At 44.4% G+C, this 19,642-nt stretch carries 20 protein-coding genes and 1 pseudogene; 12 read left to right on the forward strand and 9 right to left on the reverse strand.

What is annotated here, in order from left to right:
- The first annotated feature begins 318 nt into the window (after positions 1-318).
- From WS34_RS04750 to WS34_RS04760, 3 genes are read left to right on the forward strand one after another with little or no spacing between them, the layout of a single operon-like run.
- Complete coding sequence (locus tag WS34_RS04750; protein WP_046403455.1) at positions 319-1,386, forward strand: spermine/spermidine synthase domain-containing protein; 1,068 nt, start codon at positions 319-321, stop codon at positions 1,384-1,386.
- A 35-nt stretch (positions 1,387-1,421) separates the two neighbouring features.
- The gene (locus WS34_RS04755; RefSeq protein WP_013611381.1) at positions 1,422-1,628 is read left to right on the forward strand and encodes a hypothetical protein; all 207 of its coding nucleotides are present in this window, start codon (positions 1,422-1,424) and stop codon (positions 1,626-1,628) included.
- Positions 1,629-1,664: 36 nt separating this feature from the next.
- Positions 1,665-2,009 (forward strand): TIGR04076 family protein, encoded by a 345-nt coding sequence (locus WS34_RS04760; RefSeq protein WP_046403457.1) that lies wholly within the window; start codon positions 1,665-1,667, stop codon positions 2,007-2,009.
- A gap of 139 nt (positions 2,010-2,148) precedes the next feature.
- Here the strand turns inward: WS34_RS04760 and WS34_RS04765 are convergent, their stop codons facing one another.
- The 3 genes from WS34_RS04765 to WS34_RS04775 form a co-directional block, all read right to left on the reverse strand.
- Positions 2,149-3,132: an alpha/beta hydrolase gene (locus tag WS34_RS04765; RefSeq protein WP_013611379.1), complete on the reverse strand. Its 984-nt coding sequence runs from the start codon at positions 3,130-3,132 to the stop codon at positions 2,149-2,151.
- 157 nt (positions 3,133-3,289) lie between these two features.
- Positions 3,290-4,906 carry a hydroxylamine reductase gene (gene hcp / locus WS34_RS04770; RefSeq protein ID WP_046403459.1) on the reverse strand — a complete coding sequence of 539 codons (1,617 nt, stop codon included), beginning with the start codon at positions 4,904-4,906 and terminating at the stop codon, positions 3,290-3,292.
- Positions 4,907-4,955: 49 nt separating this feature from the next.
- Positions 4,956-5,744 (reverse strand): ATP-binding protein, encoded by a 789-nt coding sequence (locus WS34_RS04775; protein WP_046403461.1) that lies wholly within the window; start codon positions 5,742-5,744, stop codon positions 4,956-4,958.
- 270 nt (positions 5,745-6,014) lie between these two features.
- On the opposite strand from WS34_RS04775, the gene WS34_RS04780 reads away from it, so the two are divergent.
- A complete protein-coding gene (locus WS34_RS04780; protein WP_046403463.1) occupies positions 6,015-6,644 on the forward strand; it encodes a Crp/Fnr family transcriptional regulator in 630 nt (209 codons plus the stop codon).
- A gap of 70 nt (positions 6,645-6,714) precedes the next feature.
- On the opposite strand, the gene WS34_RS04785 is transcribed toward WS34_RS04780, so the two are convergent.
- Together WS34_RS04785 and WS34_RS04790 are read right to left on the reverse strand one after the other, a co-directional pair.
- Complete coding sequence (locus WS34_RS04785; RefSeq protein ID WP_022159976.1) at positions 6,715-7,284, reverse strand: Crp/Fnr family transcriptional regulator; 570 nt, start codon at positions 7,282-7,284, stop codon at positions 6,715-6,717.
- A gap of 117 nt (positions 7,285-7,401) precedes the next feature.
- Entirely contained in the window at positions 7,402-8,754 is a 1,353-nt protein-coding gene (locus WS34_RS04790) for an MATE family efflux transporter (RefSeq protein ID WP_046403466.1), read from the reverse strand.
- Positions 8,755-9,514: 760 nt separating this feature from the next.
- Here WS34_RS04790 and WS34_RS04795 point away from each other — a divergent pair.
- The 4 genes from WS34_RS04795 (at position 9,515) to WS34_RS04810 (ending at position 12,325) form a co-directional block, all read left to right on the forward strand.
- Positions 9,515-10,582, forward strand: coding sequence for a winged helix DNA-binding domain-containing protein (locus WS34_RS04795; protein ID WP_046403469.1), 1,068 nt, complete (start codon positions 9,515-9,517; stop codon positions 10,580-10,582).
- Complete coding sequence (locus WS34_RS04800) at positions 10,563-10,868, forward strand: nitrous oxide-stimulated promoter family protein (protein WP_046403471.1); 306 nt, start codon at positions 10,563-10,565, stop codon at positions 10,866-10,868. Before WS34_RS04795 ends, WS34_RS04800 begins: the two co-directional genes overlap by 20 nt.
- Before the next feature lie 250 nt (positions 10,869-11,118).
- Positions 11,119-11,706: a nicotinamide riboside transporter PnuC gene (gene pnuC / locus WS34_RS04805; protein WP_022161289.1), complete on the forward strand. Its 588-nt coding sequence runs from the start codon at positions 11,119-11,121 to the stop codon at positions 11,704-11,706.
- Positions 11,690-12,325: a thiamine diphosphokinase gene (locus tag WS34_RS04810; protein ID WP_022161288.1), complete on the forward strand. Its 636-nt coding sequence runs from the start codon at positions 11,690-11,692 to the stop codon at positions 12,323-12,325. The genes pnuC and WS34_RS04810 overlap by 17 nt, the downstream gene beginning before the upstream one ends.
- A gap of 93 nt (positions 12,326-12,418) precedes the next feature.
- On the opposite strand, the gene WS34_RS04815 is transcribed toward WS34_RS04810, so the two are convergent.
- Positions 12,419-12,946, reverse strand: a complete 528-nt coding sequence (locus WS34_RS04815) for a DJ-1/PfpI family protein (protein ID WP_013611367.1) — start codon at positions 12,944-12,946, stop codon at positions 12,419-12,421.
- A 168-nt stretch (positions 12,947-13,114) separates the two neighbouring features.
- Here WS34_RS04815 and WS34_RS04820 point away from each other — a divergent pair, with 168 nt between their 5' ends.
- The gene (locus tag WS34_RS04820; protein ID WP_022161286.1) at positions 13,115-13,468 is read left to right on the forward strand and encodes a winged helix-turn-helix transcriptional regulator; all 354 of its coding nucleotides are present in this window, start codon (positions 13,115-13,117) and stop codon (positions 13,466-13,468) included.
- Positions 13,469-13,494: 26 nt separating this feature from the next.
- On the opposite strand, the gene WS34_RS04825 is transcribed toward WS34_RS04820, so the two are convergent.
- A complete protein-coding gene (locus WS34_RS04825) occupies positions 13,495-14,388 on the reverse strand; it encodes an AraC family transcriptional regulator (RefSeq protein WP_046403474.1) in 894 nt (297 codons plus the stop codon).
- A 108-nt stretch (positions 14,389-14,496) separates the two neighbouring features.
- Between WS34_RS04825 and WS34_RS04830 the strand changes: the two genes are divergently transcribed.
- From WS34_RS04830 to WS34_RS04840, 3 genes are all read left to right on the forward strand, one after another.
- The gene (locus tag WS34_RS04830) at positions 14,497-15,663 is read left to right on the forward strand and encodes a multidrug effflux MFS transporter (protein WP_046403477.1); all 1,167 of its coding nucleotides are present in this window, start codon (positions 14,497-14,499) and stop codon (positions 15,661-15,663) included.
- A 69-nt stretch (positions 15,664-15,732) separates the two neighbouring features.
- Complete coding sequence (locus WS34_RS04835) at positions 15,733-16,536, forward strand: MBL fold metallo-hydrolase (protein ID WP_046403478.1); 804 nt, start codon at positions 15,733-15,735, stop codon at positions 16,534-16,536.
- Between the two features lie 40 nt (positions 16,537-16,576).
- Positions 16,577-17,107 (forward strand): GNAT family N-acetyltransferase, encoded by a 531-nt coding sequence (locus WS34_RS04840; RefSeq protein WP_013611362.1) that lies wholly within the window; start codon positions 16,577-16,579, stop codon positions 17,105-17,107.
- Positions 17,108-17,128: 21 nt separating this feature from the next.
- Here the strand turns inward: WS34_RS04840 and WS34_RS04845 are convergent.
- Positions 17,129-18,046: pseudogene (locus tag WS34_RS04845) on the reverse strand (FimB/Mfa2 family fimbrial subunit); the annotation flags it as partial.
- Positions 18,027-19,397, reverse strand: coding sequence for an Mfa1 family fimbria major subunit (locus tag WS34_RS04850; RefSeq protein ID WP_046403479.1), 1,371 nt, complete (start codon positions 19,395-19,397; stop codon positions 18,027-18,029). The gene WS34_RS04850 and the pseudogene WS34_RS04845, both read right to left, overlap by 20 nt.
- Positions 19,398-19,642 lie beyond the last annotated feature (245 nt).

A 19,642-nucleotide genomic window follows, 5' to 3' on the forward strand; every position in this document is an offset into this window, starting at 1 on the left:
CGGTAACTGGCAGTCCGGATATCCGGCGGTATCCGGACAAACAATTTGACTGCGGTGGTATTTTCGTGGCAAAGATAGTGATTATTTTTTATACAAAGAAAGTTTTTTCAATGACATTAGGCGCTAACTTGATTAGCGGGAGATTCGTATATGCTTTGTTAATCCTGTCGGAGAGATATTAAAAGTGTATATTTACAAAACATTTTCCTTTGAAGAAATACCGGAGGCACAAAAGTTGATGGAAGTTGGAAAAGTGGTGGTGAGAGTAGGAAAGAAGACTTCTGAGGAGTGAAGATTGAATTTTTAGAATAGGAGAAAATGAATATCGATTTAAGTCCGATCGACCGCCGGAAAGTAAAAAATCTGGGTGAGGTTTTGGAGATGAATAATGAGGTGCTGGGATTAATGAGCAGATATCTTACGGTATGTCCTGATTTTATCACGAAAGAACTGATAGAGGGGATCACCGGTGAGTGTGAAATTACGTTAGCAGAAGCCTATACCAGCTTGTTGGTCGCTGCTTGTGGACTGGATGTGGAAAATAATCCCCGGGATCGTTATCTGTCGACAGCTTATCTGAGGTCCGGTATCCGCCGGCTCGATCCGCAGGAATATCGGATGAATCCTTATTACCGGCAAATTCGGATTCCTGAAGCTCATTTTGGAAATTGGAAGCTGACCATTGAAAAATATAAACCCTATGAAGCGTTTGTTTGTGATGATATCCGGACCGATGAAGAGTTGAAAGAAATTCCACAGATCGGATTTTTCGATACGGAATTTTCATTCCCGGCAGTCATGGAGGACGGGCAGGAGTGGATGGCTATTAAACCGAATGAAATAGAAACCATGCGGCAACCCATAGCCAGGGCAGCGGGGCGGGTTGTTGCTTTCGGACTCGGAATGGGGTATTATGCTTTTATGGTTTCTGAAAAACCGGAAGTGAAAACGCTGACTATTGTCGAAAGGGACGAAAATGTCATCGCTCTGTTCCGGGAGCATATCCTTCCTCAATTTCCTAAAAAGGAGAAGATCGATATCGTTCGGCAAGATGCTTTTGAGTTTGCGACGAATTGCATGTCCGACGGCTATTACGACCATGCTTTTGTGGATTTATGGCACGATGTATCCGACGGATATCCTCTTTACAAGCAAATGAAAGCTTTGGAAAAAAATAGTCCGAATACCCTTTTTTCTTATTGGATCGAGGATTCTTTGCTTTCTCATCTGCGTTGGGAATTATTTCACCGGATGTCGGATCTGCTTTCAGCGACTGCACCTGCCGGAGAGCCAGTCATCCTCCGGCCGGTATATACTTACGAGCAGTTTGTCGCTTGTCTTCGCAATCCGTTTTTACGGAAGCTGGCAGGGACCGGGCTTTTATAATTGATATAGAGTGAGAAAATAAAAAGGATAGTTATATGAAAAGACGTTTGTGTCCGCAATGTAAAATACCGAATTTCTATGTGTTGAACGAGAAAAAAGAACGGCGTTTGGTGTTTGTGACAGTTGAGTTTGAGGTTATTGCCGCCAAGGAGGGGGAGAGTCTCGAAGGGTTCGACCTGACTGTGATTTATTGTTTGGGATGTTCCTGGAGCGGTTCACCTCGTCGTACGGTACGTTATTGAATATAAGATGGTTTAATAATTTGAAATCGGAATACGATGAAAAAAGTAAAGATAACGGTGTTGAAAACCACTTTGGACGAAGAGTTGGTAAAAGAGTACGGAGCAGAAGGTTTGAAGGCTTGTCCGATGTTAAAAGCCGGGCAGGTATTTTATGCCGACTATGCTAAACCCGAGGGCTTTTGCGATGAGGCCTGGAAAGCGATCTACCAATATGTTTTTGCGCTTTCGCATGGAGCGGGTAAAACATTGTTTTATTATGGCGACTGGATCAGAAAACCCGGGGTAGCTATATGTAGTTGTAATGACGGTTTGCGTCCTGTCATATTTAAACTGGAAGCGACCGAAGAGGAATCGGTTATCGACTATACGCCGGTGAGGTAAGAAGTGAGTTTACCCCTAAAGGATCGATAAGCGGTTGTGTCAACTTGGGTGGTTGGGTTTACAGATCGCTGACCGGTCGGGCCCTGCGAGGGACACTGATCCCCACAAGCCTAAAGGCATGGCTTGTGGGGGGAGGGAGCTATTCCAGGTATCTCTTGAGCATAGCAGCTGAAAAAAGGATCAGGGAACGGGTAGGAGGTAAAGTGGCGAATCCGTTGAGCATCCCCCAATCGTGGATCACGCCGTTGAAACGGATGGTGGTGACATCAACACCTGCTTCGTCGAGACGACGGCCCAGGGCTTCTCCCTGGTCTCGAAGGATATCGTTTTCTGCAACTTCGATCAAGGTGGGAGGAAGACCTTGTAACTCTTCGGTAGAGGCTTGTACAGGAGAAAGATGAGGATTCAGGCGGTCGTCTTGCTCGGTAAGATATTGGTCGAACATCCATTGCATCAAGGGAATGGTTAGGAAACGTTGCTCTCCGTAGAGATCATAGGATTCCCAGTCGAAATTCGCGTCCGTTACCGGCCACATCAGGATTTGTACCTTGATTTCAGGCCCTTTTTGCTCTTTGGCCAGCATACTGGTGACGATAGTCATATTGCCCCCGACGCTGTTGCCGACGATACCGAGGCGGTGACCGTCTACATGAATTTCATCCCCATGCTCGGCCACCCAGCAGGTCGCTGCATATATTTCATCGATCGCTTGTGGAAATTTGGCTTCGGGCGAAGGCGTGTAATTGACGAACACACAGGCGTAACCGGACTCGACTACCAGATCACGGGCCAGACGTTTGTGGGTGGGGTAATCTCCTAATACCCAGCCTCCACCGTGGATGAAGATGAATACCGGTAACTTTTCCTTAGAACCTTGAGGACGGAGGATATTCAGACGGAGCATGTGATCGTCCACTGTGATTGTTTTTTCCGATTCTTCAATGCCGGAAAGGTCTGTTTTTACGCTGGCTTGTGCTGTTACCAACACCTTTCTGGCTTCCGGAACAGAGAGCGATTCCACCGGCTTGTCACCTGAATTCAATACTTTGAGATATTCTTTTGTACCGACACTAAGATGATCGTCTTTCAGATATTCGGGTGCTTTTTTTCGATTTGCTGTCATGATATAAATTTTTATTTTCCGGTTGTACGCAGAAAAGAAAACCGGAGTTTCTCCGTGACAGCCTTTTGTATTAGATGATGACAGTAACAGCGGATAAAGCGATCTGAATTTGATTTTTATCGCTTTGTCCGCTGTTACTCTTTCATTTTCCGGCGCTTTAAATTTTGCCGCTCAAACCGAATTTTTCCGTAAGGACTTTGGCGACATTCGGTGAAAGGAAAGCGGGCATGGTCGGTCCCAGATGGATATTTTTGATACCTAATGACAGTAAAGCCAGTAGTACGATAACGGCTTTTTGTTCATACCAGGCGATATTGTAAACAATAGGGAGTTCATTGATATCTTTCAGTCCGAATACTTCTTGCAGTTTCAGGGCTATGCGTACCAGTGAATAACTATCGTTACATTGTCCGGCATCCAAGACACGGGGAATGTTTCCGATGTTTCCCAAACCCAGTTTGTTGTAACGGTATTTGGCACAGCCAGCTGTGAGTATCACTGTATCGGAGGGGAGAGATTTGGCAAATTCGGTATAATATTCCCGTATTTTCATGCGTCCGTCACATCCGGCCATGACTACAAACTGACGGATAGCTCCGCTTTTTACAGCTTCGACCACCTTGTCTGCCAGTTGAATGACCTGGTGATGGGCAAAGCCACCGACAATGGTTCCTTTTTCAATTTCTACCGGAGGTTTACAGGTTTTTGCTTTTTCGATGATTTCCGAAAAATCCTTTTTCCCGTCCGCATCTGTTACGATGTGTTTACATCCGGGATATCCGGCTGAATTGGTCGTGTACATCCGGGCTGTGTAGGTGGCTGCCGGTAATGGGGGTACGATACAATTGGTCGTGAAAAGGATCGGTCCGTTAAAAGTTTCGAATTCCTCCCGTTGTTTCCACCAGGCATTTCCATAATTACCGGCGAAATGTTTGTATTTTTTGAATGCCGGATAGTAGTGGGCAGGTAACATTTCACTGTGGGTATACACGTCGATTCCGGTTCCCTCGGTTTGCCGTAACAACTCTTCCATATCTTTCAAATCGTGTCCACTGATCAGGATTCCGGGATTAGAACGGACGCCCAGATTGACTTCGGTGATTTCAGGATTACCGTAACTTCCGGTATTGGCCTGGTCGAGTAGGGCCATGGCCTGTACGCCGAATGTCCCGGTTTGCAGGACACGGGCGGTGAGTTCTCCGACCGACAGGTTACCGATAGCGATATCGGACAAGGTACGTTGTATAAATTCGTGAAGAGCCGGATTATCGTATCCCAGGCGCATAGCATGCCCGGTATAAGCCGCCATTCCTTTGAGTCCATATACAATTAATTCTTTCAGTGAACGCAGATCTTCGTTCGGTTCGCGTAATACCCCCACTTCAGCCGCTTTATCATCATAAGCTTCCGGGGCTCCGTTCCTGGTCAATTCGTCGGCCGAAGGAAAGGTGATACCGGCTGACGATGCCTGAGCAACCAGACGGTTGCGAAGATTGAACCCCCGATTGATCCGCTCGGTGATGCTTTTTTCGTCGAAATTAGCATTGGTAATAGTCGAAAAGAGGGCGTCGATGACAAAAGCATTGACTTGTGGATCGGGTAATATCCGGTGCGTACGTAAGGTGTGGGCTGCAATAGAAATTCCTCTGATTACAAAGAGCAGCAAATCCATGCGAGCCGAAGTTGTACTGTTTTTACCGCATACTCCGCGGACTGTACAGCCTGTCCCTTTGGCTGTCTCCTGACATTGAAAACAAAACATCGATTCTTTCATAACATTTTATTGATTTGTATACCTTTTACTTTATACGTAAAAAGTAATCTTATAGCCATATTTCTTCTAAAATTTCGCCCTGTAGGCTGATTTTGACCATCTTTAAAGGAATGTTGCGTTTTGCTTTTTGACGGGCTTTCTGGCAAAGGTGCAATAACCCACTGCAACAAGGCACTTCCATGATCATAACGGTCAGGGTGTCTATTCCTCCTTCATCGATCATCGTAATCAATTTTTCGAGATATATTTCTTGTCCATGATCCAGTTTCGGACACGCGATAGCCAGGCGTTTCCCACGAAGCCAGTTGGTATGAAAATCCCCGGCAGAATAGGCTGTACAATCCGCAGCAACCAATAGATTCGCCTTCTTCAGCCAGGGAGCGGTCGGAGACAGTAAATGTAACTGAACGGGCCACTGTTGTAATTCGCTGGGCATCGATACCGGTGAGGTGAAGGTATCCGTTTGGTTTTGCGCCGATGCCGGGATACCGATGGCTTGTTTTTGTGATTCCTCCAATACGTCGATGGCTTGTTGGAGATAATCCTGCTGTCCCTGAGTTGCCAGATGACGGAGATGAGCGGAGATCACTTTTTCTCCTTTGGGGAGCAGGCGTTGCATCACTTTACGTTCGTCATAAGCTTCGGCTTCTCTCTCTTCCAGTTCTATCGCTTGCTGCGGGCATTCTCCTAAACAGGCCCCCAAACCGTCGCAATAGAGTTCGCTCACTAGAACGGCTTTGCCCTCGATCAGTTGCAGAGCCCCTTCGTGACAACCTTTTACACAAAGACCGCAACCATTACACCGGGAGTCGTCGATTTTAATTATCGTGCGTTTCATATTTGTCTGTTTTAATGTAATGACAAAAATCGGAATCTTATTACAGAAGAATTGTCACAAATGTTACAATGGAAAAAAATATGGAGGGGAATTGTGCTATATTTGGGGAGGAGAGTTGTTGAGTTGCTGAGTTGTTGAGTTGCTGAGTTGTTGAGTTGTAGAGTTGCTGAGTTGTTGAGTTACTGAGTTATAGAGTTATGAAGTTGTTGGGTTATTGAGGGAAAAGGTGTTTGCAGGGAGAAGGATAATAAATAATAAACAAGACGGATGATGGATTATAAGAAATTGGCAGAGGCTCCGGTTTTCAGAGGGCTTTCAGAAAGGTTCCTGGAAAATTTTATCGGTCGTACTCCGAATGCTTTGCGTGAGTTTGGTATCGGTGATTTTATTGCTTTACAGGGGACGGTTTGTCAGTCGTTGTATTTGTTGTATAGTGGCCGGGTACGGACTAATATGGTGAATGAAGAGGGGAAACAGGTGACGATAGAGGAGATCGAAGCTCCCCGTTTGTTGGCTCCGGCTTTTATTTTTGCTACAGACAACCGTTTCCCGGTAAATATTACCACTTTAACAAATTGTGAAGTGCTGGTTTTGAACCGGACTGATTTTGTAGACCTGATGCATCGGGAAAAGATAGTGATGCATAATTTTCTGCGGATCATTTCCGACCGGAGTATTTTTTTGAGCCGTAAGTTGAATGCTTTTGCCTTGCAGGATTTGAAAACCCGCTTGCTGGCTTATCTTCGCGAACATGAAAATCCGCGTAGTCGACAAGAGATCGCCGATATCCTGGGAGTGGCACGTCCCTCCTTAGCCCGGGTATTGTCGGAATTGGCCGATGAAGGATATCTCCGGATCGAAAAGCGGAAAATCACTGTCGTACGGCATAAGATCGATTGACGGGGATAAGTGAGGTGAGCAGTTTGGGAAGTCTTAACAACTAAAAGTTTCTAAACACGAAATTCCTGCTCTATAGCTTTATTTTTGCCCGAATCCGGCTCAGTGACTGCGGGGTGATCCACAGATAAGAAGCGATGTGTTTTTGCGGGACATGTTGCAATAATTCCGGGGTTTCCCGGATTAAAGTCAGGTAGCGTTCTTTAGCACGCGGACTGTCATTACTGAGTAACCAGTTTTCAGTGGTAAGCAATTGTTGCTCCATCAGACGGCGCCCGAGGTTGGCTAATCCAAGGGATGAATCGAATAACTTGGTTAAAAGATGGCGCGGAATACTGTATGCGATACTGTCATTACAGGCTTCTATAGAGATTTGGGAGATCGAATTGTCGGCATATCCCCAGATCGAAAAGGCTATTTCACCGACAGAAGCAAACCAGATAGTCGTATCGGTTCCGTCTTTCAGATAATGTCCTCTCCAGATTCCTTCTTTGATCAGGTATAAATTGCTATTGCGTTCTCCTTCAATGACAATAGCTTCTTTTTTTCTAAAACGTACTTCCTGCATTTGTTCTGTCAATGCTTTTACATCCGTTTCTGAAAGGTTATACCTTCGGCAGAATTTCTCGATAAAGACTTCCATAGTTGATCTGTTCTTTTTGCCCTGCAAAGATAGTGCTTAATTTTAGATTAAGGTAGTCGTAAGGGCGGCGGACAAGACCGAAAGTTCTCCACAGGAGTAAAGCCGATTTCGGTAAATTTAAGACTTCTGTTTCTGCTTTTCGTGCAGATAAAGGCTGCCGATCAGGAGAAGGGTGAGTACTTCTGCCAGAGGGACGGCCAGCCATATTCCTTTTACATCGAGTAATATAGGAAGCACCAGGAAGCCCACCAGCATAAATAGTATCCCGCGTAGCAGGGTGATGACGGTAGCCCGATGTGCCCGTTCGATACTTTGATAATAACCGATTCCAATCATATTGACGGCGAAAAATATAAAGCCGAAGGCAAAGTAAGGCAAACCTTTCACTGCAATCTGATAAGCTGCATATTCCGGTCCGATAAACAGAGCGACAATCTGGTGGCGGAAAAGGGCGGTGAGGGTGAAAAAACTTATTCCGCAGAGGAGTGCTGTTCTGTACATCAAACGGAGGGTTTGTTTGATCCGTGATGTATCCCGGAGACCGAAATTATAACTGAGGATCGGCTGACCCGATAACACGATTGCGTCGTATATCATAAAAATAATCGGGAAAAAATAACAAGCGATACTGAATGCTGCTACTCCGTCTTCTCCTAAATGACTGATGAATACGTAATTTCCCAGAAACATCATAAAGGCGATGGATAGTTCGGTGACAAAGGCCGATGAACCGAGCTTAACCATATAACCGATATTCCGGGCGGTAAGTTGCATACTTTTCCGGCTTAATTTGATTCGTTGCAGATGTAAAGTATGTGACCGGCGCAGCAGATAACCAACTGTCATCAGTCCCCCGATCGTTGTCCCGAGACTGGTTGCAAAGGCTGCCCCCATCAGTCCCCAGCCGAAACGGAAGATGAAAATATAATCGAGGAGGATGTTGGTTACTGCTGCTATAGCATTACACATCATGGCATAATTGGGGGAACCGTCTAAACGGATGAAGAACATCCCTGCATTCAGGATTAGATAGAATACCAGAAAAGGAATATACCAGATCATATATTCCATAACGCCGGGCAATAGGCGTTCCGAACTTCCCAGCAAGTGGGCCAAAGGTTCTAAAAACAGACAACACAGGGCGGACAGAATCAGAATGAGTAAAGAAGCGAATCCGATTGCCTGGGTGATATTGATATTCGCTACTTTTACTTTCCCCTGGGATAAGTGAATAGAAGCGACTACAGATGCGCCCATACCGAACATCAGGCCGATACCCGTCGTGATCATAAACAAAGGGGCAGTGATGTTAACGGCTGCTAAAGCATCACTACCGATTCCTTTCCCGACAAAGATACCGTCGGTGATTACAAATACTGCTGAAAATATCATTCCTAAAACTGTCGGAATCAATAATTTTCTGAACAAGGTCGAAATGTTCATGCTTCCGAAATCAATACTGTCTCTCATATTCCTCTTTTTTTGAATTTCGTCGCAAAGGTAAGGCAAACTATAGGGTAAAAAATTACCAAATGATAACTTCTCGGTTATTTTTTATGTAGAATTATTCCGGTCCTTGTTCGTCTTCGGTATTCGTGTTGGGGGACGCGGTCGCTTCTGTCGGTCATCTGGCTTTTTCTATCACTGACCGGAGGAACTCCTCACTCCGCAAAAAACTTTACGTTACGTTTCCGTCAGACACCACCGGTCGGGCGTTCAGAAAAAGCAAGACGACACTCGCCGGAGCTCCAATGGTCCCCGAACACGAACATCTTCGACTCCCGTTATCACTGCCTGGCAAGCTAAACCGGACCTGAAAACCATAAATTTCAGCGAAAAAAGATTTTCCGGTAAAGTAACCCAACTATCCATAATCCGATAGAGGTGAGCCGGTATTTTATTCTATAAAATTTTTCTAATTTTTCCTTTGCCAGGTCGTGTTAACGTGAGATGCAGGGTTTATGCCGGAAGACCATGGGAGCAGGACCGTTCCAGGCGAACCGGTCTGACGGCACAAAACCCGGAACCGGAATAGAAAGAAAAAATAAACCTACGAATATGTCATCGGTCCACAGCGTAGCATGATCGGCCTGGCATTTTTACGAAAATCTTTTGTTTTAAAAATAGTGATTTCAGTGATGACTTCGGTAAATTTGCTGGAAAATTATGATTTGAATATGCATTATTCTCAGACAATTTTGCCAACTTGCGGCGGTAAAGATCGGATAAAATGGGTACATTGACAGATATTCGGATGGCATGCCATCAGTTGGCAGAACCTGAATTCGGGCATCCTGCCGATTTGGTCGGTTGGATGGGAGCCATGCAGGCACAAGATTATACCATGTCGAAATGGGCTGTCGGGCTGCGTTTGAAGTCGGCTACGATTGCGCAAGTAAATGAGGCCCTGGCGAAAGGGGAAATTGTGCGGACTCACATTATGCGTCCTACCTGGCATTATGTTGCCGGAAAAGATTTACGCTGGATGTTGCAACTCACTTCTTCCCGGCTCAAAAAGGTGATCGATTCCTGGGTGAAAGCCAGTGGACTGGACATTTCAGAAAATCAATATACTCAGTGTAATGATTTGATCGGTAAGATGCTGTCCGGAGGAAACTGCCTCACGCGTGAAGAGATAGAAATGGAGTTGGGGCATGCCGGAGTCCCTGTTACCGGCGATCGGGTAAGACGTTATGTGCTCCGGGCCGAAATGGAAGGGATTGTATGTAGCGGTGCGGATAAGAATGGAAAGCCCGGTTATGCTTTGCTGGATGAACAGGTGGCCACTGCCTCCTCCTTGCCCAGGGAAGAAGCTTTGGCGCGTCTGGCTGTCAATTATTTTCGTAGTCATTCTCCTGCTACTCTAAAAGATTTCGTCTGGTGGTCGGGACTGACGGTGACAGAAGCCCAACAGGCGATCGGTTCGATTAAAGAACTTCTAGTTGAAGAACATTTTGAAGGACAGGCGTTTTGGGTGTTTGCAGCTTGTCGGAAAACGGAAAATAGAGATCTGATCCAATTGCTTCCTCCTTTCGATGAGTATTTGGTGAGCTATAAAGACCGGACTCCCGTTATTCCGGAAAAGCACCATTCGAAAGCTTTTAACAGGTGGGGGACGTTTTATCCGGTGATTTTATATGACGGACAGATTATAGGTAATTGGAGCAAGGTGAAAAAAAAGGAAGGGTTGACGGTAACGGTTTCGTTTTTTGATAAACGATCGAAATGTCCTTTAAAGCTCTTGCAGGAAGTTGAAAAACAATATCGGAAATTTGTAGATGGATATGTCCCGGATTGAAAGAGAAAAAAGAGTGGTCGGGATGATGGTCCGTTTGTATTGCCGGAAGCAGGAAGGGAACGATTGTTTGTGCGAGGAGTGCCGGGTTTTGTTGGAGTATGCGCATGCCCGTTTGGAGCATTGTCCGTTTGGAGAACGTAAAACTTCGTGTAAACATTGTAAAATACATTGCTATAAACCCGGTATGCGGCAGAAAATGCGGCAGGTGATGCGCTATGCCGGTCCGAGAATGTTATTTTATCACCCGCTGATAGCTTTGAGACATTTGTTCGGTGATTTTAAATGATCGGGAAAGAACGCCGGTCGATGCATTTTATGAACTTTATAGACTTTATAGGCCGATTTGATTCTAGGTTTATTTTTTCTTTCTATTCCGATTCCGGTTTTTATATCGTCAGACCGGTTCGCCTGGACCGGTCCGTTAAGGCTTTCCTTCACTGACCGGTGGAAGTGACCGGGTCGACAATTCCGGTCACCGGAGACGAATAAGTAACGAAATAAACTTACTTTTGCAGTTGTATATTTAAGGAAAACGCATGGAACAAGGACTGGAATATTTCGGTGTATTGACGGGTTTGCTTTATCTCGGTTTGGAGATCGTTCAGCATCGGGCAATGTGGATTGTCGGGTTTGTTACTTCGTTTGTCTATATCTTTGTTTTTTTCTTCTCTAAATTCTATGCCGACATGAGCCTGAATATTTATTATGTCTGCATCAGTATATACGGTTTCTGGCAATGGCATAAGGGAAAGGCTGTACAGGAAGGCACTGAAGTGCTGATATTGTACCGTCGTTTGAATATCAGGCTGATATGGGGCATTACTGTCGTAACTGTTTTTTTGTACGGTACGTTGTATTTCATTTTGTCGGATTATACCGATTCGCCCGTATCGGCCGGAGATGCTTTTACCACAGCTTTGAGTATTACGGCAACGTGGATGCTGGCCCGGAGAATATTGGAACACTGGTGGTTTTGGGTGGTGATCGACGGGGTGTCGGCATTGTTGTATTATCAGCGGGCTTTGTATCCGACCTGCTTTTTATTTGTATGTTATGGCGTATTAGCGATTGTAGGATGGATCAATTGGAAAAAGAAAGGAAAGTGGTATGATCAAAAGATATAAATGTGTGGTTGTTGCAAACGGTTTATTTCCGACAGGGCAACAGGCATTGGAACTATTGAGGCAGGCTGAATTTGTTGTTGCCTGTGATGGGGCTGTGATCGGATTGGAGAATGGCCGGCTACCGGATGCGGTTGTCGGTGATTTGGATAGTTTGCCGGAACCGGTTCGAAACCGTTATTCCGATCGGATTCACCGGGTGAAAGATCAGGAGACGAACGACTTGACCAAGGCTGTGAATTATGTCAAAACTTTAGGCTTCCGGGAAGTATTGATTCTGGGGGCTACCGGTAGGCGTGAAGATCATACCTTGGGTAATATTTCTTTGCTGGCCCAGTATGTGACTGAATTCGAACGGGTAGAAATGGTTTCCGATTTCGGATGGTTTACACCCTTATACCGGACGACTACTTTGGATAGTGAACCGGGACAACAGGTTTCCTTGTTTTCATTGTATCCTAATGGTAGGATTTCTGTATCCGGACTTCGTTATCCGATAGAAAAAAGGCGTCTCCTGTATTGGTGGGAAGCGACATTGAACGAAGCTACCGGCAAGGAGTTTACCGTTATTCTGGAAGAAGATGCCAGGGTGTTGGTATACCGTACTTTCTCTAGTTTATAAAGTTTATAAAGTTCTTTACGAACTTTATAAACTAATTCCCTTCCGGCAATGGCAGAGGAATGCTAAACGATAAAAACGTCTGCCGGAAGCCTGTTATGCTAATGCTTCTACCAAGCGGGGCATTAATACCGGGAGGGTATGCTCGCATTGAGCCGTGTAGAAATTATCGTCGATCACAGCAGGTTCGTCGGTTGCGATGCCTTTTTGAATAGCGGCTTTGGCCAGAGGATGAATGGCCAGGCGTTTCCCTTCTGTGATACCTGCAATTTCAAAAATTAAACCTGCAGCACAATGTCCGGCCATTATTTTCTTTTTAGTGGCGAATTCCTGAATGACTTTTAATAGATCGACATTGTAAGGTTGGGTCGCATTGTTCTGGAATACAGGTACTGCATCACCACATGAAAATACCAAAGCATCGAATTCGTCGGAATGACCGGACAGATGGGCTATGATATCGTCTGCTTCCAGGGGGATACCTGAATTGGTCCTGATGGTTTTCGTATCGGAAACTGCAAATACTTTGTAAGAGATTCCTTTTTCAAAGAAGGTTTCGAGGTATTGGAATAATCCTGATCCGTTAACCGGATTTACTGCTAATACTGCTACTTTTTTTGACATAGTCGTATAATTTATAAATGAGACAATAGTTATTTTTAGTAAGTTTATTACTTTTGTGATGTAAAGGTAAGCGGTGTTTTTTGAACATGCAAGAACGCACTTGAAGATTAGTAAATTACCTCGATGTAACTAATATTGAAAAACAGCTGATTGTAAAAAGTTAAAAAAATGAAAAATTTTCATCATACCGAGAATTGTCCGATCCGTGATATACTGAGCCGGTTGAGTAGTAAATGGGCGATGTTAATATTGATTACGCTGGATGCAAATGAAGTAATGCGCTTCAATGATTTACAGAAAAGTATCGGCGATATATCCCAACGTATGCTCTCGGTGACTTTGCGTACTTTGGAGGCCGACGGTTTAATCGGGCGTAAAGCCTATCCTGAAATTCCTCCCCGGGTGGAGTATAGCCTGACTCCCCGGGGGCTTAGTTTGATTCCTTATCTGGAAGGCCTGGTCGGTTGGGCGTTGGCTAATATGCCGCAGATTATGAATGAACGTGAGGAAAAAGTTGTATAACCGATTGTCTGGAGAAGATTGGCTTTTTAAATAGGGTGTCTTTTCCGGTAATCGACAGGGGATTGTCCGTATCGTTTTTTGAAAAACTTACCGAAAGCGGATTGATCGGAAAAGTGTAATAGTTCGGCTATTTCTTTGATCGATAAATCGGGATGATCGAGTAGAGCCCGGGCTTCACAATAAAGTCTTTCAAAAATAAACTGACTAGGCGTACGCCCGGTCAGGCTTTTAATGACCGAAGAAAGATATTGTGTGGTGATATTCAGTTGATCGGCATAGAACGGTACTAAATGTTCCCGGCGATAATTTTGCATCAGAGAGTCGAAAAAATGTTTCAGGATATATTCGTATCTGATTTGATAGGGTTCATCGAGCAAGTTCCAATGATTTTCGATCCAAATGTTGCTGAGTTCCAGAAGAAAGGTTACCAGGGCATTTTGTATGATTTCGTGTTTTAGGTGGTGATGGGTCAGTTTTAATTTTTCCTGAATGGTATGTATACTTTCGGATACAACCCGATGTTGTTGCTGATTCAAAAGATTGACCTGCCGTTGTTGTAGCATGACTTTCGTGATGTGCCGGTACATTTTGTCGGAGGCGGGTAAAGTGTCTAAATAAGATTTATCGACTAACAATAAACTGCCTTGAAAATCAGAACCGATCTCTGTAAATTGACAATAGTATTCCGGGGCAAGAACCACCAGGCAGGAAGGTTTTAAAAAGTATTCCAAACCGGTAATCGTGATTTGTGCCGTCCCTTTTTGAATTAAAAGATAACGGAATATTCCGTCGAATAAGGGAGTATTTTCGAACGTATTTTTTTCAGTCAAAAAAAAAGAAGCTATTCCTCTCTCCTGAAGAAACGATTTGTCCCAAAGAGAGGAAAGACAGTCCTGGGGTGAATGAATCCTGTTTAGCATGTTGTAAAGATAAAGTTATTTTCAAATAAAACCAATTGCATAGGAAATGAAACTTTTGGGAATGAGGAAATCGATAGAACTTTGTAGCGTGATTTTAAATAGGAAGATATGCAAAATTCAAAGACATTTTTATTGGTTTTATTAGGTATTCTGGCTGCTTTCGGCCCTTTTGTGACAGATATGTATTTACCTGGCTTACCTTCTATGACCGTTTATTTCGATACAACGGCTTCTATGGTGCAATTGGGGATTACGACAGCTATGCTGGGATTGGGATTCGGACAGATAATCGTCGGCCCTTTGAGCGATAAATACGGACGAAAATTGCCACTTCTGCTTTCCTTATGGCTTTTTATTTTTTCGACCATCGCTTGTATTTGCTCTTGGAGTATCGGAGCTTTTATCTTTTTTCGTTTTCTCCAGGGAATTGCAGGGGCCGGTGGTATTGTGATTTCCCGTTCGGTGGCTACCGATTGTTATGGTGGTAAAGAATTGGCGAAGGCTTTTGCTATGATTTCGGCGGTAAACGGATTGGCGCCTATATTGGCTCCGGTGGGGGGAGGAGTTATGTTGAAATTTACCAACTGGTTGGGTATTTTTGTTTTTCTACTGTTTTTAGGAGTTCTGTTGCTTTTACTTTGCTTGCGCCTGAAAGAGCCTTTACCTCCTGAACGTCGGATCGATGTACCGGCTTTTTCTTCTTTCCGGACTTTTCTGCCTCTTTTCAAAAAACGTCGGTTTATGGGCTATGTGTTCATACAAGCTTTCGTTTTTGGAATGATTTTCGCTTACATTTCTTCTTCTCCCTTTGTTTTACAGGAACATTATCGGTTATCCCCTCTGTTATATAGCTTGTGTTTTGCTGTAAATGCAATTGCACTGATTATCGGAACAATGCTTGCCGGCCGTTTTCGGCATATTAGGCAGGGGATGGTTACCGGGGTGATCGGTTCGTTTGTGTTGGCTGTATTTACCGGACTGACTTTGTGGTATGAAATGCCGATCGCTTACTTTGAAACGGCTCTTTTTTTGAATCTGATTTTCGGGGGCCTTGTTTTGCCGACTTCTACAGCTTTGGCGTTGGACTCCGAACGGCAGAACGCCGGGGCTGCATCGGCGGTATTCGGGGCCGTCAGCTTCCTGGCGGGAGGAATCGTTTCGCCTTTAGTCGGAATAGGAAATATCCTGCACACTACGGCAATTATTATGGTTGTCAGCTCTGCGATCGCCGTCTTGATGATCGGAGGAAAGAAAAATGCTGCTTCGACCACCTGATTTTTCGGTCGAAAGGCAGAAAAAGGAATAAAATAATGTATTTTTATCCCTGATTTTAATCTGATCGGTATGGAATTAATTATGTTAGGTACAGGCAATGCCATGGTGACCCGTTGTTATAATACCTGTTTTGTACTCTCTTCAGGAGAAGAATATTTTTTAGTGGATGCAGGAGGCGGAAACGGCATTTTCAAGCAGCTGGAGCAAGCCGGAGTTCCTTTTACAGGTATTCGTGAGATGTTTGTAACACATGCCCATACCGACCATATCTTAGGAGCGATCTGGGTTATCCGGAAAATAGCTACTTTGATGTCGAATGATAAATATAGAGGGAATTTTATCGTTTACGGGCATAATGAAGTGATCGATGCACTGAGAACCTTTTGCCGTTTGACACTTCCCGGGAAAATTTTGAAATATATAGATGAACGTATCTTTTGGGGTGAGGTAAAGGACGGTACCCGGAAAGAAATCCTGGGACTGCCAATCTGTTTTTTCGATATTCTTTCTACCAAGATGAAGCAGTTCGGATTCCGGGTTTTGTTACCCGATGGACAAGTGCTGGTTTGTCTGGGAGACGAACCTTATAATGAGGTCTGTAAGAAATATGTCGAACAGGCCGACTGGTTACTGGCCGAAGCTTTTTGTTTGTATCGCGACCGGGAAATTTTTTCACCTTATGAAAAACATCACAGTACTGCTTTGGATGCCGGTCGTTTGGCCGAAGCTTTGGGGGTAAAACATTTAGTCCTGTATCATACGGAAGATAAGACTCTGGCTGAACGTAAGGAAGCATATACCCGTGAAGCCTCTTCGGTGTTTACCGGCAGGGTTTATGTGCCGGATGATTTAGAGCGGATTTCACTGGAATAACTTGAGAAATTTTATCGATTCGAATGTAAACCTATAATACATGATTTATTTAGAAACAGAGCGATTGGTTTTACGGGATTGGAGAGAAGAGGATTCGGTTGTTTTTTCTCGAATGAATCGGGATCCCAAGGTGATGGAATATTTTCTGAAACCACTGACCGACACAGAAAGCCGGGATTTTTATGAACGCATCCGACGGGAAATCGACACATTCGGTTGGGGATTATTTGCTGCAGAAGTAAAAATATCCGGGAAATTTATCGGTTATATCGGTTTACATCATACGAATTTTGAAACAGATTTTTGTCCCTGTATCGAGATCGGTTGGCGCTTATGCGAAAACTCCTGGGGACGGGGATATGCTACCGAAGGTGCCCGGGCTTGTCTGGATTATGCTTTCAGGCAATTACAACTACCGGAGATTTATTCCTTTACTTCTTTACCCAACAGACGCTCCGAAAGGGTAATGCAAAAGATCGGATTGCAAAAAATCGGGGAGTTCGATCATCCGTTGGTCCCTGCCGGACATCCGTTGCTCAGGCATGTACTTTATCGGGCTGAAAAAGGGTAAAACAGCTTCCTCGATAATGATTTCCCAGTCATTGATCCGGATACTGACGGGTACATAATAACTGTCGAAAGTGATTTCTATAGTGAAGTCATGGTCGGAATTAAAATCAATATCGGGATTCTCGGCAAGTAATCCGCTGATCAGTTTTTCATTGTATTGAAGCTCCTTTTCGGGACTGTATATCTTTAGCCGGGTGTCACTATCGGTTTGTAATTGCATGACATTGAAATCGGCGATCCAGGTATTCGGAGAATCCGACGGTTGGGAATATTCCGGGAGGTAGCTTATCGGTTGACCGGATAGAGTTTCTCCTTGATAATCATAATTACCGTTATTATCTTCTATACTGATCCGGGGTTGTAGAGTGGGGGTGGCATAATGGACGATTACGTGGATATTGTTGGTGATCCGCCGGAGATCAACTGTGATTTCCTGGTCCTCGTCGGCGTTTACGTCGATCGTTTCATGTAGGCCATGATAGAGTAATGAAGGGAGAATAGGGACTGTATTATCGGTTGTCCGGTTTAACTGTAATCCGAAATCTTCGAGATGGGTTTGTGAAGGGACATGGGAAGATAACCGGTAACTTTCGGATAAACCGGCCCAGACGACAAACTGGTATCGGCCTTGGGGAAGGGGCATTTCCATCATGTAGTGATCGAGTTGCAAAGCCGAATCTTTTCGTTCACATACGAATATTCCTTGCCGGTCGAAAACAAAAACCGACAAATGGTCGGTTTCGGGAAATCCCGGCATCAAAGGAGCACCATTAGAATCGGTGTAGCGGAATTTCAATGACAAATATCCCCCGCAGCCGGAACGATTTTCACGTATACAACCTGCGGATAAAAAGATTAACGTGATAAACGACAGGGTTGGGATCACCTTCATTATCCGTAGGTTGTACTGTATTTTTATTTTATAGGTCACAATCTTCATCGATTTCCTGCCATTCGTCTACGGTGATATTTACGTCAACCCAAGTGTTGGGGCTGATAACCTGATTGTGGTCGAAATTATCGTTCGGGTTACCCGGGGCTTGAATAGAATTGAGGGTCATGCGGTAATATTGGTTCCGGTAAATTCCATAGGGACCGTATTGCCCGCTGGCTGCACTGTTTACAAGTACATGAAAATAACACATCCCGTTGGTGAAGGTGTTGTCACTCAAGGAATAACCTCCGGTAAGTGCCGGCATATCCGGAGCATGGGCAATACATAATTCGGCATATTTTTCTGCATCTGTGCCGGTAATGAAATAGTTACTGCTACCATCGTCGGTACGTACAACATAAAACGTCCCGTAACCATTCGGGTTATTGACGAATTCGAAGTCTGTCGCTCCCTGGGGAGCAGTAACTCCGGTCTTGATTCTGCAAATCTGGGTTGGAAGAAATTGCCCCTGTATACTTAAAAAGGTGGTTTGGTCGACCAACGAACTTCCGGGGATATAATTGAATGAATTTTCAAGAGCATAACTAAAAGTAGTGGGAGTGGCCGTTGCTTCATTTACCGGAATCTGATCGGTTCCGCGAACAAAATCATTTACATTATAGCTATCCCAATTGTAATCTTTGATGATCCCTCCATCGATTTTAGGGATAAAATAAAAGCGTCGGTTTATATTTCTCCAGCCATAGGTGATATTTTGCATAGTCCCACCGCCGTTGACGACGAAAGAAGTGCTTTTAACGACAGCAGCTTTGGCCACTACCCGGGAAACAGGGATAGAGATCGGATTCGCTTTGGCCGCTTCGGCTGAAGTGGCTAAGGCATCGCCGGGAGTGACGGCAGGATATGTCGTGTTGAACATGACGAAACCATCGGTCGGATTGGTTAAGTCGGAGATACTTTGTTCGAATTCTTTATAACTGAAAGCTCCCAGGCCTCTGGAGGTAATTTCATTGATAATGGCAGGAGTCAGGTTGATGCCGGCAAAGATATATTTATCGGCTTTTAAGGTCCGGATTGGGGTAGAAGCTGTCCAGCTATTACCTGAATTGATCAGGGTATTGGCGTCGGTACTGAAAGATGCGATTGTCGGGGCGTGAGGAGAAGCGACATCATAAATAAAAACATGGAGGGTTTTTACTGCCGTTTCCCCGGCGGTACCGCTGTTTGTGGCTTTGGTCTGCATATTTGCAGGAGCACTGATTTTGAATGTGGCGAATACCTCTGTCGGATTTTGATCTATGGGCAGGTCGCTTTCGGCCGGCGAAGCATCGTTTTTACTGCAACCCATTAGGGTTACAGTAGCGAACATTATCATAAACAAACAATTCTTTCTCATTGTATTCTTTTTTAGTTTGTCAATTTATAAGGGTTTTACTGGGATTTTTGTTTTTTGTTTTATATTCCTGAAGTTTTGACTTTTCGTCCGTTTCATTAAATTTTATTTGCTATTGAGCGGTGGCCGGTAGAGAAATAAGAAAAGTTTTTTCATAACCAAGAAAGAAAAGTTTCGTTTATCAGTAAAAAAACAGAGTTAGAGGAGGAAATATAATATGAGGCGAACGGGCGTTCTAATATGGATTT

Origin of the sequence: Odoribacter sp. N15.MGS-14, assembly GCF_000980245.1 — a bacterium.
Taxonomy (GTDB): domain Bacteria; phylum Bacteroidota; class Bacteroidia; order Bacteroidales; family Marinifilaceae; genus Odoribacter; species Odoribacter splanchnicus.

Coding starts and splice junctions, on each gene's coding strand:
- WS34_RS04755 (WP_013611381.1), top strand. CDS start 1,422: ATGAAAAGACGTTTGTGTCCGCAATGTAAAATACCGAATTTCTATGTG.
- WS34_RS04810 (WP_022161288.1), top strand. CDS start 11,690: ATGATCAAAAGATATAAATGTGTGGTTGTTGCAAACGGTTTATTTCCG.
- WS34_RS04850 (WP_046403479.1), bottom strand. CDS start 19,397: ATGAGAAAGAATTGTTTGTTTATGATAATGTTCGCTACTGTAACCCTA.
- WS34_RS04795 (WP_046403469.1), top strand. CDS start 9,515: ATGGGTACATTGACAGATATTCGGATGGCATGCCATCAGTTGGCAGAA.
- WS34_RS04750 (WP_046403455.1), top strand. CDS start 319: ATGAATATCGATTTAAGTCCGATCGACCGCCGGAAAGTAAAAAATCTG.
- WS34_RS04815 (WP_013611367.1), bottom strand. CDS start 12,946: ATGTCAAAAAAAGTAGCAGTATTAGCAGTAAATCCGGTTAACGGATCA.
- pnuC (WP_022161289.1), top strand. CDS start 11,119: ATGGAACAAGGACTGGAATATTTCGGTGTATTGACGGGTTTGCTTTAT.
- WS34_RS04765 (WP_013611379.1), bottom strand. CDS start 3,132: ATGACAGCAAATCGAAAAAAAGCACCCGAATATCTGAAAGACGATCAT.
- WS34_RS04840 (WP_013611362.1), top strand. CDS start 16,577: ATGATTTATTTAGAAACAGAGCGATTGGTTTTACGGGATTGGAGAGAA.
- WS34_RS04835 (WP_046403478.1), top strand. CDS start 15,733: ATGGAATTAATTATGTTAGGTACAGGCAATGCCATGGTGACCCGTTGT.
- WS34_RS04830 (WP_046403477.1), top strand. CDS start 14,497: ATGCAAAATTCAAAGACATTTTTATTGGTTTTATTAGGTATTCTGGCT.
- WS34_RS04820 (WP_022161286.1), top strand. CDS start 13,115: ATGAAAAATTTTCATCATACCGAGAATTGTCCGATCCGTGATATACTG.
- WS34_RS04780 (WP_046403463.1), top strand. CDS start 6,015: ATGGATTATAAGAAATTGGCAGAGGCTCCGGTTTTCAGAGGGCTTTCA.
- hcp (WP_046403459.1), bottom strand. CDS start 4,906: ATGAAAGAATCGATGTTTTGTTTTCAATGTCAGGAGACAGCCAAAGGG.
- WS34_RS04790 (WP_046403466.1), bottom strand. CDS start 8,754: ATGAGAGACAGTATTGATTTCGGAAGCATGAACATTTCGACCTTGTTC.
- WS34_RS04760 (WP_046403457.1), top strand. CDS start 1,665: ATGAAAAAAGTAAAGATAACGGTGTTGAAAACCACTTTGGACGAAGAG.
- WS34_RS04775 (WP_046403461.1), bottom strand. CDS start 5,744: ATGAAACGCACGATAATTAAAATCGACGACTCCCGGTGTAATGGTTGC.
- WS34_RS04825 (WP_046403474.1), bottom strand. CDS start 14,388: ATGCTAAACAGGATTCATTCACCCCAGGACTGTCTTTCCTCTCTTTGG.
- WS34_RS04785 (WP_022159976.1), bottom strand. CDS start 7,284: ATGGAAGTCTTTATCGAGAAATTCTGCCGAAGGTATAACCTTTCAGAA.
- WS34_RS04800 (WP_046403471.1), top strand. CDS start 10,563: ATGGATATGTCCCGGATTGAAAGAGAAAAAAGAGTGGTCGGGATGATG.